The organism is Candidatus Poriferisodalis sp., from assembly GCF_965237655.1.
In the GTDB taxonomy this organism is placed as follows: Bacteria; Actinomycetota; Acidimicrobiia; order Acidimicrobiales; family Poriferisodalaceae; genus Poriferisodalis.
In genome coordinates, this window is the sequence record NZ_CBDEGB010000001.1 from 906926 (window position 1) to 922682 (window position 15757).

At 64.4% G+C, this 15757-nt stretch carries 18 protein-coding genes and 1 pseudogene; 11 read left to right on the forward strand and 8 right to left on the reverse strand.

Annotated features, from left to right (window positions below; genetic code table 11):
• Positions 1–192 precede the first annotated feature (192 nt).
• The gene (locus tag ACPXYO_RS04405; RefSeq protein WP_423916959.1) at positions 193–408 is read right to left on the reverse strand and encodes a hypothetical protein; all 216 of its coding nucleotides are present in this window, start codon (positions 406–408) and stop codon (positions 193–195) included.
• Positions 409–978, reverse strand: a complete 570-nt coding sequence (locus tag ACPXYO_RS04410) for a class I SAM-dependent methyltransferase (RefSeq protein WP_423916960.1) — start codon at positions 976–978, stop codon at positions 409–411. It lies immediately after the preceding gene.
• Between the two features lie 170 nt (positions 979–1148).
• On the opposite strand from ACPXYO_RS04410, the gene ACPXYO_RS04415 reads away from it, so the two are divergent.
• Complete coding sequence (locus ACPXYO_RS04415; protein WP_423916962.1) at positions 1149–1412, forward strand: hypothetical protein; 264 nt, start codon at positions 1149–1151, stop codon at positions 1410–1412.
• Positions 1381–1950: a phosphotransferase gene (locus tag ACPXYO_RS04420; protein ID WP_423916964.1), complete on the forward strand. Its 570-nt coding sequence runs from the start codon at positions 1381–1383 to the stop codon at positions 1948–1950. The genes ACPXYO_RS04415 and ACPXYO_RS04420 overlap by 32 nt, the downstream gene beginning before the upstream one ends.
• Before the next feature lie 103 nt (positions 1951–2053).
• Here the strand turns inward: ACPXYO_RS04420 and ACPXYO_RS04425 are convergent, their stop codons facing one another.
• Entirely contained in the window at positions 2054–3235 is a 1182-nt protein-coding gene (locus tag ACPXYO_RS04425; protein WP_423916966.1) for a M24 family metallopeptidase, read from the reverse strand.
• A 357-nt stretch (positions 3236–3592) separates the two neighbouring features.
• Here ACPXYO_RS04425 and ACPXYO_RS04430 point away from each other — a divergent pair, with 357 nt between their 5' ends.
• Both ACPXYO_RS04430 and ACPXYO_RS04435 read left to right on the forward strand, forming a co-directional pair.
• Complete coding sequence (locus tag ACPXYO_RS04430) at positions 3593–3814, forward strand: ribbon-helix-helix domain-containing protein (RefSeq protein WP_423916968.1); 222 nt, start codon at positions 3593–3595, stop codon at positions 3812–3814.
• Positions 3814–4161, forward strand: a complete 348-nt coding sequence (locus ACPXYO_RS04435) for a type II toxin-antitoxin system PemK/MazF family toxin (protein ID WP_423916970.1) — start codon at positions 3814–3816, stop codon at positions 4159–4161. Before ACPXYO_RS04430 ends, ACPXYO_RS04435 begins: the two co-directional genes overlap by 1 nt.
• A 90-nt stretch (positions 4162–4251) precedes the next feature.
• On the opposite strand, the gene ACPXYO_RS04440 is transcribed toward ACPXYO_RS04435, so the two are convergent.
• On the reverse strand, positions 4252–4854 hold the full coding sequence (locus ACPXYO_RS04440) for a hypothetical protein (protein WP_423916971.1): 603 nt from the start codon (positions 4852–4854) through the stop codon (positions 4252–4254).
• 175 nt (positions 4855–5029) lie between these two features.
• Between ACPXYO_RS04440 and ACPXYO_RS04445 the strand changes: the two genes are divergently transcribed.
• The 6 genes from ACPXYO_RS04445 (at position 5030) to ACPXYO_RS04470 (ending at position 9998) form a co-directional block, all read left to right on the forward strand.
• On the forward strand, positions 5030–5266 hold the full coding sequence (locus tag ACPXYO_RS04445; protein ID WP_419922016.1) for a hypothetical protein: 237 nt from the start codon (positions 5030–5032) through the stop codon (positions 5264–5266).
• A 119-nt stretch (positions 5267–5385) separates the two neighbouring features.
• Complete coding sequence (locus tag ACPXYO_RS04450) at positions 5386–5670, forward strand: hypothetical protein (RefSeq protein ID WP_423916973.1); 285 nt, start codon at positions 5386–5388, stop codon at positions 5668–5670.
• 386 nt (positions 5671–6056) lie between these two features.
• The gene (locus ACPXYO_RS04455; RefSeq protein WP_423916974.1) at positions 6057–7748 is read left to right on the forward strand and encodes a cation:proton antiporter; all 1692 of its coding nucleotides are present in this window, start codon (positions 6057–6059) and stop codon (positions 7746–7748) included.
• Between the two features lie 384 nt (positions 7749–8132).
• On the forward strand, positions 8133–8486 hold the full coding sequence (locus ACPXYO_RS04460; protein WP_423916976.1) for a type II toxin-antitoxin system Phd/YefM family antitoxin: 354 nt from the start codon (positions 8133–8135) through the stop codon (positions 8484–8486).
• The gene (locus ACPXYO_RS04465; protein WP_423916978.1) at positions 8470–8919 is read left to right on the forward strand and encodes a PIN domain-containing protein; all 450 of its coding nucleotides are present in this window, start codon (positions 8470–8472) and stop codon (positions 8917–8919) included. Before ACPXYO_RS04460 ends, ACPXYO_RS04465 begins: the two co-directional genes overlap by 17 nt.
• A 641-nt stretch (positions 8920–9560) precedes the next feature.
• Positions 9561–9998: a nucleotidyltransferase domain-containing protein gene (locus ACPXYO_RS04470; RefSeq protein WP_423916980.1), complete on the forward strand. Its 438-nt coding sequence runs from the start codon at positions 9561–9563 to the stop codon at positions 9996–9998.
• 204 nt (positions 9999–10202) lie between these two features.
• Here ACPXYO_RS04470 and ACPXYO_RS04475 read toward each other — a convergent pair whose 3' ends face one another.
• The 4 genes from ACPXYO_RS04475 to ACPXYO_RS04490 form a co-directional block, all read right to left on the reverse strand.
• Positions 10203–12023 (reverse strand): nitrite/sulfite reductase, encoded by a 1821-nt coding sequence (locus ACPXYO_RS04475; protein ID WP_423916982.1) that lies wholly within the window; start codon positions 12021–12023, stop codon positions 10203–10205.
• Positions 12020–12856, reverse strand: coding sequence for a uroporphyrinogen-III C-methyltransferase (cobA, locus tag ACPXYO_RS04480; protein ID WP_423916984.1), 837 nt, complete (start codon positions 12854–12856; stop codon positions 12020–12022). The genes ACPXYO_RS04475 and cobA overlap by 4 nt, the downstream gene beginning before the upstream one ends.
• A complete protein-coding gene (locus ACPXYO_RS04485) occupies positions 12853–13575 on the reverse strand; it encodes a precorrin-2 dehydrogenase/sirohydrochlorin ferrochelatase family protein (protein ID WP_423916985.1) in 723 nt (240 codons plus the stop codon). Before ACPXYO_RS04485 ends, cobA begins: the two co-directional genes overlap by 4 nt.
• A gap of 103 nt (positions 13576–13678) precedes the next feature.
• Entirely contained in the window at positions 13679–14857 is a 1179-nt protein-coding gene (locus tag ACPXYO_RS04490; RefSeq protein ID WP_423916987.1) for a trans-sulfuration enzyme family protein, read from the reverse strand.
• A 343-nt stretch (positions 14858–15200) separates the two neighbouring features.
• Between ACPXYO_RS04490 and ACPXYO_RS04495 the strand changes: the two are divergent.
• A pseudogene (locus ACPXYO_RS04495) lies at positions 15201–15269 on the forward strand (hypothetical protein); the annotation flags it as partial.
• Positions 15270–15757 lie beyond the last annotated feature (488 nt).

Consider the following 15757-nt stretch of genomic DNA (forward strand, 5'->3'; position numbering starts at 1 on the left):
GAGATCGGCCAAGCGCGGAATCTCTCTGACGTCGAAACCACCCGCCTGGAGACCCGGATCCAAGCGCTCATCCAGCGGGTGTTGCCCTAAGCGCAACGTTTGACCATGGCGGCCCTCGCGGACCGGTTGGAGCCGCTTCCGCTTGTTTCAGCACTCCCGCATCCGAGTACTTGTCTGCTCAGTTCTCGTACATCAGAGTTGTGGTCTTGTCGCACGCACAACGATCTTGTCATCGCTGAAACCCTTGATGACGTCTCCATCAACTTGGATCTCGAAGAACTCTTTGGCTGCATTGGATGCGTCGCGGAAGATCTCACGCAGCTGGTCGGCATCCTCGCCTTCAACGCCACCGCGTTCAAGCCAGAATTCGAACGACCGACCCTTTCGAACGGAAGCAACCCGCTCCACTCATAGACCAGCCCGCTCGATGATGCGCATCCACTCGTCTCGACGGTAGCTACGGACGTGAGTCGGGTCACGGCGTCGCTCGACCATGTCGAGGAAGGCGTCAAGCTCGGGATCGTCGGGCGACATGCTGTCAACAACGACGTACCGTCCACCAGGACGCAGGACGCGTGCGGCCTCCCCGATGGCGGCGTTGATGTCGACGAAGTGGTGCGGGGCGATTCGGCAGGTGACAAGGTCGAACGGCTCATCATCAAGGGGCAGCCGTTCCGCATCTGCGATGCCGCACTCAAGATTCGGCACGCCAGCTTCGGTACCACGCTCACGTGCCTTGTCGACCATCCCTGTCGCGAGGTCGGTGGCGACTACCGATGAGACCAACGGCGCCAGGGCCAGCGCCACATGACCAGCGCCAGTTGCAACATCCAAGACGACATCGTCGCTGACGGGTTCGGCGAATTCAATCAAGGTGTCAAGATCAGAGCCGGAGTGATGCTCAGAAATCGCGTACATGTCAGCGGCTCGGCTGAACTGGCTCTCGATTTGAACCTTCCTGCTGCGACTCGTTGTCATGCCTCCCACGATGGTAAGCCGTCAACTCTGAAACAAGCCGCGGCCGCCACAGGCCGGACAGGCCAACGTCAATCCGCGCCGCAGCACGCGCACTGCGGCAGTTTGCCCGTGGCATTCGGCGTCGCCCACGACCCCTGGCGCAGCACCTCGCTCGTTAGCGTGCTCGCTCAATGCAGATCCGCCCAGAGCCCACCCCTGAGCCGGAACCGAAGGCCGGGCGCGTCACCGAGTTCGTCAAAGTCGGTGACACAGTCCGGCGTCCCGCAACGGAGTCCTCAGTGTCCGTGCGGCAACTGCTCGTGCACCTCGAGCATGGCGGTTTCGATGGAGCCCCTCGTTTCCTTGGTGCCGAACCCGATGGCTCGATCGTGCTCAGCTGGGTCGAGGGGTGGGTGCCGACCGATGCCGAGTGCTGGCGAAGGGGGCCTCGGTGAGTTGGCGTCGGTGGGGGAGCTGCTGCGGTCGTTTCACGACCGCGTCGCGGGTTTCGCTCCCGAGACAGGCTTCGAGGAGGGTCCCCAGGCGGTGGCGGCGGGTCAGGTCGTGTGTCACGGGGACGTAGCCCCGCGCAACACGGTCTTTCGGGACGGACGGGCGACGGCCTTCATCGACTGGGACGGGATCTTCGTCTCGGCGCCGATGTGGGACCTCGCGCACGCCGTCTGGCAATTCGCCCCTGTCTGCGACGATGCCGATCCCTGGTTAGGAGACTGGCCGAGCACGCCCGATCGGTCTGCGCGCATTGCAGCTTTGGTCGGCGGCTACCGGCTGAGCGCCGACCGGGCCCATGGACTCGCGGACATGGTCGTCGAGGTCATCGCCGGCTGCAGACGCAGCGTGGTCTGCAAGATCGCTGCGGGGATCCCAGCATTCGTGCAAATGGAACGCGAAGGGATCCTCGCAGCGCTCGACAGTCAGCACCGAGCCGCCGAGCAGCACCGAACGCTCGTAGCGCAAGCCGCTGCTGCTTGAGCTGAGCTCCGGCAACCCTGCGACTTCTGCCGAGCCAAGCGAGATCGTGATGCTTGCCGCCTCGTGCCGGATGACCTCGGGGCGTATCAGCGAGGGTCTGGGTTCACGACAGTCTCTTATGCCGCGAAGAACCAGTCAGTGCGTGCGGCATGGTGCTCATCAGTTCCGTTCCCTGTTCGGTGATGAGGTACTGGTCTTCCAGTTTCACTCCCTGATGGCTTTCCGAATCGCCGATGTAGCTCTCTATGCAGATCACCATTCCCGGTTCGAAAGCACCCGAGACCGGGAACGGGCGTGATGGGTCGTGGACCGGAATGTAGGGAGGCTCGCCGGTGAGGCCGAGGCCATGGGCCAAGCAGTAGTAGCGGTACGGTGCAAACCGCTCAGGCACGGCCCACGCCGATCGGGCGAATGACTCGTAACTGCGTCCTGGCGCCAACAGCGACGCATTGTGCCGCAGCTGCTCAAGAGCCATCGAGAAAATGCTCTGCTGAGCCGGCGAGGGTCGGCGATCACCGCACACGAAAGTTCTCGAGAAGTCGGCGCCATAGCCGCCGGGTCCTATCGCGTCGGTGTCGACGCAGAACAGATCGCCGCTGGAGATCGTGGCCGTGCCGGCCTCGTTGAAGTACGGGAACGTCCGGGACCCCGCCTGGGCGAGCCGTGTCGAGATCAACTCGCCGTTCTGCGCGATGAGGCCCCGGTGCAGCTCAGCCCAGACCTCGACCTCGGTTCGTCCGGGCTCGATCCGGTCTCTCATCGTCTCAAGTGCCGCTGTGACGATGTCCATCGCGGAGCGCATGGCGGCCAGTTCGCCGGCGGTCTTGATTCGGCGGGCCGAGGCGAAAACCTTGGTAGCCGAAGTGAGCTCACAACCCTGTGCGCGCAGCGCGTCGGTCACATGGTGATCGAACCGTTCGATCGCGAGACGGCGTCCGCCGAACGGTTGCACCTTGATGAGATCGGCGACCTCGCGAGCGAAGCCCTCGGTGGACTCGGCCCAACGCGACCCGCTCGCCGGCGTCAAATCAGGAGCAATTCGCACTTCGGTGACCGACGGAGCACTCGCGGCCAAGTGCTCGCAACCAGCGAATTCCCACAGCACGACCGGTCCTTCAGCGAGCACGAGCACGAACCGGAACGCGCCCATCATCGAGAACACCGTCATGTTCCGCACGCCAGTCGCATAGACGACATTGACCGGATCAGCGGTCAGGACCGCCATGACATCAAGCGATTCCATCGTGCGACGGAGCCGGTTCAATCGCTCGACTTCCAGCGTCACATTTCGCCTCCGACCGGCCCGGGAGCATTCACGCACGACAAACGTGAGTCGGCTTTCGATCCCTGAGAATTCCGGGTACGCCACACACACGAACAGCCCCAGTATCGGTCACCGCCTGACCACGCAAGACAGTCTTTCGGGACGGGTGGGCGGCGGCCTTCATCGATTGGGACGGGATCTTCGTCTCGACGCCGATGTTGAGACCTCGCGCACCCCGTTTGGCTGTGCGCAGAGCGGCGTGGTAGGCCGGGCGACATGGCAGCGCCAAAGAGGCCGCAAGGGTCAAGGACCGCGAGCTGGACGCGGATCGCCAACTCATCTCTGAAATCAAGTTTCCTACCACAGTAGGATTCTGGTATGAAGATCAGCGTGAGCATTCCCGACGAGGACGTCGCAACGCTCGATGCGTACGCGCAAGCGCACCGGCTGCCGTCTCGGTCGGCGACGATCAGACAGGCCATCCGCCTACTGCGCACGTCGGACTTGGTGGTCGATTATTCCGAAGCGTTCGAGGAGTGGTCGGGAGCGGATGCAGATCTGTGGGACACCGCCGCGGATGACGGACTCAAGACTGCCTGATGCAGCGCAGCGAGGTCCGCGTCGTCGACTTCGGGCCCACCGTTGGTTCTGAGGCTGCCCGACGGCGGCCCGCTGTCATCGTGAGCAATGATGCGGCCAACGCTGCGGTCGGCATCACCGGACGCGGCGTGGTCACCGTGGTGCCGCTGACCTCGAATACCGACCGGGTACTGCCGTTCCAAGTCCTCATCGAGGCCGCTGATGCAGGGCTGCCCGTTGATTCCAAGGCTCAGGCCGAACAGGTCCGCTCAGTCGCTGCGAGCCGCATCGGCGACCGCATCGGTGTGCTGCCGTTCGAACTCATGCAGCGACTCGACGACGCCCTCCGTCTTCACCTCGACCTGTAGTCGCCCGAGCCGGTGTCGAAGCTGGCTTTACTTACGCGCCAGGGCGCTTGGGCGACCGTGCACTGCTCCACGGTGTGTTCGCCCCGACCGCTAGGCCTCCGCATCGCAGGAAGCACCGACCGCTAGCCACACGTGGATCGCCTCGTCATCGGACGAGGCGAGCACCTCGACGCAGCCGGGCTCGTTCAGCCAGATGCCGCCCGCCCAGACGAGCCACTCACCGCGATCGGCCCCACACGGCCAGCCTGGGGCGTTGCCGGCCGCGTCGGCCTCGCATAGGGGACCATGCGTGTCGCAGGGACCGACCGTCAGTGCACTCGCAGACCCCAATTTGATCTCCCCGTAGTCAAGGAATGCGCCGTCCGGGGCTCCCACGATCCCGAGCGACGCCTGGCGGGAGCGACGCACGAGCAGCCCGAACTTCGCGAACCGATAGTCCTCATGACCCGAGACCGCCGACCCCGATCGCCCGAGCTGCAACACCCCCGAGGGCAGCGCGACGAACCCGCCGTCGGCGCCGTATGCCGTGTAGCCGGGAACGAGCTCAGGGATCGCATCGATGACGCCTATGCACTTGACGACCCGGTGGCGGGGCTGATCTTTCGCCTCGGGATGGTCGGCAGCGCTGCCGCTGCAACCCAAGACCAGCCCTGCGACCAATGCCACACCAACGATCCGTGCCAACTCGGCCATCTGGCGGCGAGGCTACGAAGATCATCACGGAACCGGACCCTGAGCGGGTCGTACGAGCACGGCTGAAATTCGCTGCCGAGATCGCTTCAGACGACGCCGCCCAGTCACCTAGGTCTGCGCAGCCAGCGTCGGGCAGAAATCTGCTTGGCCGGAACGTGGGACTACCGTAATTTTCGTGGCTGTGAGGAAGCTGTCGGTCGCATTGGACGAATCGGTCGCCGAGAGAGCGGCCAGCGCAGCGGCGACGCACGGGGTCAGCCTGTCGGCGTGGCTGAACGCGGCTGCGGAGCGTGCGTTGCGTGTCGAGCAAGGGCTCGCCGCTGTGCGCGAATGGGAGCAGGAGCACGGTGAACTCAGCCCTGAGGCACTGACATGGGCTGAGCAGGTGATTGCCTCCGTCAAGAGTTCCTGAGTCGCCAGCGTGAGTGGAATCACGTACGACACCGGAGCGCTGATTGCCGCTGAACGCAACGACCAGCACGCAACGACCAGCAGGTATGGGCGTTGCACCAGGGTGTACTTGGAGATGGCATGACCCCGACGGTTCCCGCTGGTGTGCTGGCCCAAGGGTGGCGCGGCGGTCCACAGGCGCAGATGTCGAGGCTGCTGTCGGGCTGCCGGATCGAATCGCTCAACGAGACTCGGGCTCGTTCTGCGGGCACGGCATGTGCCTCAGCCGGCGCCAATGACGTAGTCGATGCCGCAGTTGTGGTCGGGGCCTCCGCTCGGGGCGACGTCGTGATCACCAGCGACGAGCGCGATCTTCAGCGCATCGCAGCGGCCCTCGGCGTCACGTTGCACACACGGCAGGCCTGAGACGCCAGAGGGTCTACTTCTTCAGCAGATCCCGGATTATCGCGGGGCAATGCCAGGGTGCGTGATGCTCGGATCCACAAAGCATGACGACATGCCGGTCACTACCCACGTGTCTGCCGTCCAGGCGTTGGCTGTCACGATCCCCACGGCCCAAGACTGGGTCGTCGGGTACGATCCCAGCATCGGCGGCTACGAAGCAAGCACTGTCAGGTGCCTCCTCTGCAACGGCGCTATCCCTAGTGCCAGCGTCAAATCGACGAGATCGCCGACGACAACGGCAAGGGCGTCACGTTCAGCACCCCGAGTGCACGGGAGTTGAACGAGAGTGCGTGGCACCGACCACTCGGAACACCCCCAAGGGTCGGTAGCGCCAACTGTGGCAACACATGCTGCCTGAGCTGTTGGTCCCGCTGGGACTGCTCATTGTGGTGGCCAAGCTGTTCGAAGGGGCGCTGGGACGGCTTGGCCTGAATTCGATCATCGCATACGTGCTGACCGGCATCTTGCTCGGGCCGGTCCTCAATTGGGTGACGCCCAACGACGAGTTGCAGCTCTTCTTGGGCCTGGGCATTTTCGTGCTGTTCTTCAACATCGGCTTCGACGAGATCGATGTACGGGGCTTCGTGTCGATCATTGGGGGCCGCTACTTCGCCGCCGCGATCATCTCCGTTGCGATATCCACGACGGTTGCCCTGTCGGTCACGTCAGACATCTTCGGCCTGAGCTTTTCGCTCAACCTTCCGATCACCGATGCGCTCGCCTTGGCGGGCGTGCTTTCGCTCTCAAGTCTGGGCCTAGTGGCCAAAGTGCTGTCCGACAGCGGGCAGCTGCGCGAGAGCATCGGTCTCAGGATCTTCGCCGTTGTGCTCATCGCCGAAATCATGACGCTGCTGGTGGTTGGCTTCACGGTTGGCGAACAGGCCCAAACGGCAGATGCCGCCGCGGCGGTCGGGTTGATCGCCCAGATCGTGGGCTTCGTCCTGGTTGCCTGGCTGCTGTCTACCCGGGTGCTGCCGACCGCCATCGCGTTGCTGCAGCGAATATTCAACGTCCCTCAGCTGTCATTTGGCCTGTTGCTGGGCGGGCTGTTCCTGATGGTGGTCGGCGCCGAGCGCATGGGCCTGCACGGCACCATTGGAGCGCTGCTGTTTGGCGCAGCCCTATCTGGCTTGCCTGAGCAGGTGCGCGGCGACATCATGCCCGGGCTGCGCAGCGCATCCGAAGGTCTGTTCGTGCCACTGTTCTTTGCGTCGGCCGGGCTGTACTTCGATCTGTCGTTCTTGGATCTGCCTGCGTCCACTATCGCCGCGCTGGTCATCATCCCGCTGGCGGGCAAGTTCGCCGGCGCTTTCATCGGCGCATATCTCGTGCGCATCGATGCACCGCTGACGCTCGCCACGGGCTTGATGGCGAAGGGTGTCGCCGAAGTCGGCTTCCTGCTGGTCATGCTGGAACGCGGCGTCATCGGTGCGGATGTCTTCTCGATGCTGGTGCTCGTGATGTTCGGGTACATGCTGCTCATTCCGCCGCTCATCACCGCCTCCGTGGAGCATGCGCGGGCAACCGGCGCACCTGCGACGCCGCTGTCCATGCCGCCGTCATTCGCCCGCTATGCCCTTGCTGGCGTCCAGGCCAGCAGCTTGCTCGATGCAACGCGCATGTTCCCGGGCCCGGAAGTGCCCATTGAAGAATTCCTTGAGAATTGGACCGTCCCCGGGCACACCGACTATGTCGTGGTGTCCGACGGCGAAGCCGTGGGCATCGTCTCTGCCGCCCGTCTGAAGAGGGTTCGCCGCAGAACGCGGGCCAGTACGCCGCTGCACAAGGTGATGCGCCCATGTCCAATGGAAGCTCGGCCCGACGAGCCGATCAGCGATGTGCTTGAACGCATGGCGAAATACGCTGTCAACGTGACACCGGTTGTCGACGGACCGGACGGAGAGTTCCGCGGCACCATCGTCACGCACGACGTCATTGACTTGCTGGCGCTGATGGAAGAGATCAGGCCACAACCCGACCGCGTACACCGCGGGCAGGGGTCTGCTGACGGTACCGATTCAGTTTCAGACCCAGCCTGACTCGGGTCGGCTCGTCTGAACAGCGTGCCGACGAGATTGCATCCATCAGCCCAAGGAAGTAGAGCGCTCTCGTGGATGTCGGAGACGAGAAGGCTGAATCCGAGTCCGAGCGCGATGCGCCGGGACGGCTCAAGCGATTGGCCAGCTCCGCACTCGGCACCGGATCTGAGGCGGCAGGCTTGGCAGCCGCCGGGGGCCGAACCATTGGCAAGAGCGCAAAATTCAGACCCGGGCAGGCGAGCTCACGGGCTCATCAAGTGCCATGACAGCGCTGTCGGCCTCTTCTCATCGCATCGACGTTCACGTTGGCACATTGCCACGCACGTGCCGTTGTGGCTACGCTTGTGGTCACAAAACAGCGAACCAGTGCGGGAGGCAGATCAGATGAGGTCAGTAGGGGTGCGGGAGTTCCGTGACCATGCGACGAAGCTGATCGGCTCCGGCGAGACGCTCGTCATCGAGAAGCACGGCCGGCCGGTCGGTTTTTTCGTGCCGATTGTTGCCAAGGACCGGCGTGCCGGGGCACAAGCGCTTGAGCGGCTGGACGTTCTCGTCACCGAAGTGCTCGAAGAGACCGGTCGGACCGAGGACGAATTGGTGTCTGAGATCGCGGACACCGACGGTGATCGCGACTGGAGAATCCAGCTGCAGTCTGCTCGAGTGAGCCGCAACCCGTCCGAGGGTGTCGTCTATACCGCCACGCCGTGGGCACGCGAGCCTGATGAGGCTCGTCGTTGACACCAGCGTTCTCGTCGGCGAACTCTTGTGGAAGGCCGGACGGGAGCGCCTGCGCGACACTCGCCTGAACCTGTTCCTGCCCGAGCAAATGTGGCAGGAGACCCAGTGGATGCTTCCTGTCCGGATAGAGCAATTCTCCCAGCAGCACGGCCTCTCGCCGGCGACCCAGCATGACCTCGTAACGGCCTGCTTGGAAGCGGTCATGGGAAACGTCGAGGTCGTTGCCGAGCCGATCTGCATGGCACGAGAAGACGAGGCGCGGGCTCGTTCGGTGCGCGACCCAGATGATTGGCCAGTCGTGGCGTGCGCGTTGTCGCTCGGCGCCGGGGTGTGGACCAACGACAACGACTTCCTGGGCACCGGCGTGCCGACGTGGACCACAGCAACGCTCGATCTCTGGCTGCGACGAACAGATTCAGACGACGAGACGTAACGCTCCGGACGTTGTTGAAGGGTGCGCGCCGGCCGCCGCAGCGATGGCGAGGCGGTATTTGATGTTCCGGCATAGATCAAATATGCAACGATTGTTATATTTATGCTCGCTATATGGCTAGGGTGCCAGCATGGATTTCGTGCATCCGGTCAATGCCGTGATCCCAGGGCGCGCAAGGACGAGTGCTTGCGGTGCTCGCGGAGAACTCCTCGCTGCGGTGCCGGGCTGTCATGGAGGTGATGATCCGCGTGAGGGCTGCAACCTGGCGCACCGCTGGCGTCGGGCATGGCTCGGCGCGGTGCGTGAGCGCTGGATCACAAGCGTCGGGCGTTCGTACAGCCCGGCGACGTCGCGGATTCTGCGGGTCGGGGGGTACCTCGATGAGGTGGGGCTTAGCCATATCTGGCTCGGCTTGCTGCTGTGGATCGACGACGAGAGGTGTCCCGATCACCGCGTCGTCGTTGTTCCGCCTCAATCGCGAGAACGAGGCCGCTCGAATCGTCGTCGAGCTCGCTCCGCTCGATTGCGAGCCTCCGACACCCCATGTGCTCAGGCGAATCGGCACCGCTGCAGGGGCGCAAGGGATCTGCCGCAGTCGCCTGCGAGCTTGATCGTTTTCGGGTCGTGCGGAACGACGAGAGGTGCCGTCGTCGTCGTTGTTCCGCCTCAATCGCGAGAACGAGGCCGCTCGAATCGTCGTCGAGCTGGCTCGATTGCGAGACAATGTGCTCAGGCGAATCGGCACCGCTGCAGGGGATCTGCCGCAGTCGCCTGCGAGCTTGATCGTTTTCGGGTCGTTCGCCCGCCGCGAAGCTGACCGGACAAGCGACATCGATGTCGTCATCGTGCGCCCCGACGAGGTGGACCCCGACGATGACGCATGGACCGAAGGGATTGACCGATGGCGCGAGAACGCCAGAGCAATCACGGGGAACGACATCGAGGTCATCGAGATCGGGCTGACCACTGCCGTCGGAAAGCTGTCGGACGGCGGGCAAGTGTGGGAAGAAATCGCCCGCGATGGCGTAGCCATCTTCGGTGCGTCCCTCGACGAGCTTCGGGACATGGCGGATGCCTAGGTCGTCTCGGACAAGACCAGTGTTGGGTTTCCCCCCGAATTGTGGAGGGTCGGTCAGTCGAAGTCGCTCGGACTCGGAGGCCTCATCAGCGCGTCGATCGCGCCGGAACACAAGCTCAGCACTGGCAACCTACGCCCGAGCGTCCGCCCATCCCGACACCACGCTCTTCTGAGCTGTTCTGAACACCGCGCCGGCATCACTCGCTCAGAGACACTCGGACTCGCCGACGGCAACCGCGAAGGGACCCGTCTCGTTGTAGTCGGCGAAGTGCTCCTCGGTGTCGAAGCGATCGAGGTCTCGCAGGCTGCGCGCCACCGCTGATGCGCCGCCCGCTCGCTCGAGCCAGGTTGCAAACGTCTCGCCTGCATCCCGCTCCCCCACATAGCGCTCGACGATTCGCACGACCGCATGCGGCGCATTCTTGGCGGGCAGTCGCAGCGCCCGGGACCCGAACTTGATCTGCTCTTGGCCGACATGACCACCGAGCAGCAACTGGTACCCGGGTGCCGACTTGGCCTCGACGCGCCGCTCGATGCCGAAGAAGCCGATGTCCGCGACATGATGCTGACCGCAGCTGTTCATGCAGCCCGAGATGTTGATGCGAAGCCCTGGTACTTCGGCCAGCCCGGCTTCTTCGAGTGCATCGGTGATCGCTTCTGCCAGCCCTCTCGACTGGGTCACCGCCAGATTGCACGTGTCGGCACCCGGGCATGCCACCACATCGCGCAGCAGCTCGGCGCCGGCGGAGGCCATGCCGATCTCAGCGAGCCGGCGGTAGAGGTCTCCCAGTTGATGCTCTTGCAGGTCTCGGAAGACGAGGTTCTGACGATTCGTCAGCCGCACGCTTGCCCCCAGGGAGCGCTGGACGTCTGCGAGGGCGCGGAACTGTGCCGTGGTGATGTCGCCGAGGGGGGCATGTGCGTAGGCAGAGACGGTGCCGTTGGTGGTGCCGCGCACCACGTTGGCCCGCTCCCAGTCGGCGTATTCGCTCACCCCGTCGACCGGGCGGCGGGCAGCAATGGTCACAGGGACCGATGCAGCGCCATGGCCCACGAAGCTGACACCGTCCGATGCCCGCCCCGCAGGCTCGTCGCCGTCTGCCATCACGGCATCGGGAAGCCCGCCGGGCCAGCTCGTCGACGCAATCAGCGTTCGGCGGATGCTGAGCACTCGACGCCGGACCTCGTCGATCCCTAGCGTGTCCACGAGCCACTTCATGCGGGCGCGGAGCCTGTTGTCGCGGTTGCCCGCTTGGTCGAAGACCCGCAGAATCGCTTCGATCGTCGGCAGCAGGTCTTCGCGTGGAGTGAAGTCCTCCAATGCCAGCGCGGCATGGGGGTTGGCCCCAAGGCCTCCAGCCACATACACCCGAAAGCCGGCTTGCGGCTTGCCCCCTTCGTTCATGTCGACGGTCGCTACAACACCGACATCGTTGAACATGGCCTGGCCGCAATCGGTGTCGCAGCCCGAGAAGTTGATCTTGAACTTCCGGGGAAGCCGCTGGGCGATGGGATTCCGCACGAAGTGCTCGTATGCGGCCTCGGCCCACGGCGAGATGTCCAGAATCTCATACGGGCACGCACCGGCCAGATGGCAGCCCGCGATGTTGCGCACCGTATCTCCGCATGCCTCCCGCGTCGTGACGCCCACACTCGCCAGCAGCCGCAGCACTTCGCCGATCTGGTCGAGTTGCACGTAGTGCATCTGCAAGTTCTGACGTGTGGTGATGTGCGCCCAGCCCCGGCTGTAGTGCTCGGCGAGGTAGCCGATCATCTCGAGCTGCTCGGGCTGAATCGACCCGTACGGCACTTTGATGCGCACCATCTGGTTGCGTCCGCCTTGGCGCTGGCCGTAGACGCCGTTGGTCAGTCGATACGTCTTGTACACGTCGGGGTCGATGTGACCGTCGAAGTACTGCTGGGTGATCGACTCCCATTTGACGATGTCGCCCAGGAACGGCTCGGCGAGCTCCGTGTCGCGAGGTATGGGCCGCTGGCGAGCAGCTGGTCGGTCGATGATTGTCATGCTGTGCCTCCGAGGGCGCCGTGGTGAGTGGTGCTGTGGTGGGTGGTGCCGTTGTGGGTGCTGTTGTGGTGGGTGGTGCTGTCGTGAGCGGTGCCGTGGTGGTTGGTGAGATGGTCGCCTTGCCACACCGGCAACCCTTCAAAACCCGCGACATCGCCGATCACGATGATTGCCGGGGCGGGAACCCGGACCTGTGCGAGCCGGGCAAGGGTGGTGCGCTCCACCTGTTGACATGCGGTTGTGGCTGAGCCGATCACCGCGACCGGCTCATCGGGCGACCGGCCGCCTGCGATCAGCGCCGTGGCGATGTGAGGCGCCAAGCGCACCCCCATGAGCACCACCAGCGTGTGATCGAGCCGGGCGATCCCAAGCCAGTCCACGCCCGCCACGTCGTGGGCGCTGGCAGCCGTCACAACGGTGAAGCCATGCGATCGGCCTCGATGGGTCAGCGGGATGCCGGCGGCCGCGGGAGCAGCAATAGCGCTCGACAGGCCGGGCACTACTTCCACGTGATGACCGGCGTCGAGCAACGCGAAGGCCTCCTCGCCGCCTCGGCCGAACACATAAGGGTCGCCGCCCTTGAGCCGGACAACGACCTCGTAGAGAGCCGCGTAGTGGAGCAGCAGGGCGTTGAGGTCGGCCTGGGCGCGACGCGGATCGCCCGGTCGCTTGCCGACATCGACCAGCGGTGTTCCCGACGGAATGAGATCGAGCACACCCGATCCGACGAGCCGGTCATGGATCACCACATCGGCCCGTTCCAGCAGTCGCGCTGCCCGCATCGTCAGCAAGTCCGGGTCGCCGGGTCCTGCGCCGACTAGATACACCGTCATCGAAGCGTCACCGCTTGCGTCTGCTCTGTGTCGTCGGCGGTGTCCGCGTCGTCGTCGGCTGCGTCAAGGCCGAGGGCGGCGCGCAGCCGCCGCCGTGCCCACGCGCCCCGGCCAGCCCTGACGGCGTCGAGGAGGCCGTCGTCGAGGGCTTCCTGCCAGCCCGGATGCTCCGACGACCCCGTGGCCGCGCGCAGTTCAGCCCGTGCAGCACTCAAGAGCCGAACGAGTTCCTCTGCGCCGTCGTCGAGTTCGCGCCCGAAGCGGCTGCGCAGCCACGACGCCAGCGCCGGAGTGACGCCTTGCGTGCAGACCGAGACAGACAGCGTGCCTCGTCGCGCTACAGCCGGCAGGATGAACGAGCAATTGTCGATGTCGTCGGCCGAGTTGACCCAGACGCCGCTCGCTTCGCCGTCTGCGAACACCTGCGCGTCCACCTCGAGTTCGCCCGTGCAGGTGAACGCCAGCCGGTAGCCCGCGACTTCGCCCTGCTGGTAGGGCCGGCGGTGCCATCGCACGTCATCTCGCTCGGCGATTGCGGGGACCGCAGTCGGCGCCACGACGGTGACTGCCGCACCGGTGGGCACCAAGCGCTCGATCTTGCGTGCGGCCACGACGCCTGCGCCGACCACCAGCACCCGACGGCCGCGAAGGTCGAGGTACACGGGGTACGAGTGCCGGTCGGCAAGGGACGTGGCAGGTGTTGATACGGGTGTTGACATAGGCGGCAGCCATATTACCGACAAATATGATCAACTTGGTCAGGAATTAGCTGCGGTGTGTCCGGCCAGCACTATGCCGGTCCGAGACTTCACAGGGTGGCGATCACGAACAGGTGTGTGCAGCCTGCAGTGCCGAGCAGATGTCGGCTGTCACGTCGTCGGGATGCTCGAGTCCCATCGACATCCTGATCATCCCCTCGCCGATGCCGATTGCTGCACGCTCATCGGGTGCAAGCTGGGCATGCGTCATCGACGCAGGATGGTTGACGAGCGTCTCGGGACCACCCAGCGAAGGCGCCAAGTAGGCCAGATGCAGCGCATCCACAAATGTGCAGGCTGCCTCGTAGCCTCCTACGAGCTCGAAGGTGACGCAGCCTCCGCCCGATGCCATCTGTCTGGCCGCGAGTTCGCGCTGAGGATGCCGGTCGAGTCCGGGGTAGAACACCTCGGCGACGGCGCTGTGGGCGCTGAGAATGCCGGCAACTGCCAGGGCATTCGCACACTGGCGCTCCATGCGGACCCCGAGTGTCTTGAGGCCGCGCAGCGCATTCCAGCTGTCGAACGCCGACGCCGAGCTGCCCTGCACCACCCCATAGCCCCACAGTTCGTTGACCAGCGTCTTCTCGCCGGCAATCACCCCGAGAGTGGCGTCGTTGTGGCCCGACAGTGCTTTGGTGGCTGAGTGGACCACGAGGTCCACTCCGTAGTCCAAAGGACGCTGGATGAGCGGCGTGGCCATCGTGGAGTCGACCACGGTGATCGGGCCGGCCATGGCACCCAACGCATCGAGATCGGCCAGGGCAAGCGTCGGGTTGCTGGGCGTCTCGACGAAGACCAACGTTGTGCGGCCCGGCTCGACGGCGGCCAGCCACGCCTCGGTTTGGTCCACATCCACAAAAGTGACGTCGATCCCGAATCGCGGACATACCCGGGCGAAGAGCTGCAACGTGCCAGAGAACAGTTGACGCTGGGTGACCACATGGCTTCCTTGCGAGCACATCCCGAGCACCACCGTCGAGATGGCGCCCATTCCGCTGGAGCTGCAGATGGCTGCCTCGGCACCCTCCAGTTCGGCCACGGCGTCGGCGAATGCCTGCACCGTGGGATTGCCGTACCTCCCGTAGAAATCGGTGACACGGGGGCGTACGGCTCTGCGAGCGGCATCCGCCGCGTCCGCGGCCCCGAACGCTGTGGATGGCTCGAGTCCAGGCGCCAGTCCGTCGCCGGCGCTGCGGCTGGCCAACAGAGCAGCCGTTTCGGGATGGTGAGCAGGTCGGTTCATCGCTGTCTCCTGATGAACGACAGCTACGTCATGGACAGCCGGAAGGCCAGTGGGGATACTTGATCGCTGATCGGGAACAGCCGCATCTGTGCCGACAGAAGAAGCGCCCGGAGCACCCGCCAAATTGCCCGACGCACCGCGCCGCGACCCGCCGCTACAGATGTCGGCAGTCAAGCTACAAGATGCGCGACAGCACCGATACCACCGACACTACCGATACCACTACAGTCGCCTCAACCGTCCCTGATGCACCGGTCGTCACCATGACTCACGGATCCATAGGCACCACCAACGGACGGCGACATTGCGGAATCGTTGAACGCGTTTTCCAGCCTGTGGGGCTGACTACGGCGCCGGATCTTCACGGGACTGGGCAGCCAAGGGCACAGCCCTACTTGGGTTCGGGCCGTAGCGGATTCGGCGTCGCGAGCAGCCGCGGTAGAACCCAAGTCTGTTCGATTGTCGTTTCGCTAAGAGTCGTGGTGTCCTGGGACCAAGGCCAGCTGCAGTCAACCTAGTCAACGACCTTCAGGATCACCTGGATACCCACTGGCTCGGCAGCGGAGGCAAGTCGACGCTTGATCACGAGAATTGCCGGATCGCCATCGAGGGTGTGTACACGTGGGAAAGGTGGGCGAAGAAATGGTGAGGTAAGAGCCTGGTTCAGTGCTCCTCTGCCCCATCTTTTCCTGGCTCCGTTTCCCCTTCCAGCAGCGCCCTGACCTGAGAAAATGCCGCTTCAGCGGCCTCCGGTCTGCACGACTGGCCGCAAAATCCGTTCCAAGATTGGCGAAAATCCGTTCCTAGCCAAATCTGGTGTAGGCCGCTGACCTAGCGGTTTCCTATTTCGCGCAAGCCCCACGAGGGCGGGGTGTGTGCGGAATGTACTGCTGAGTCCAG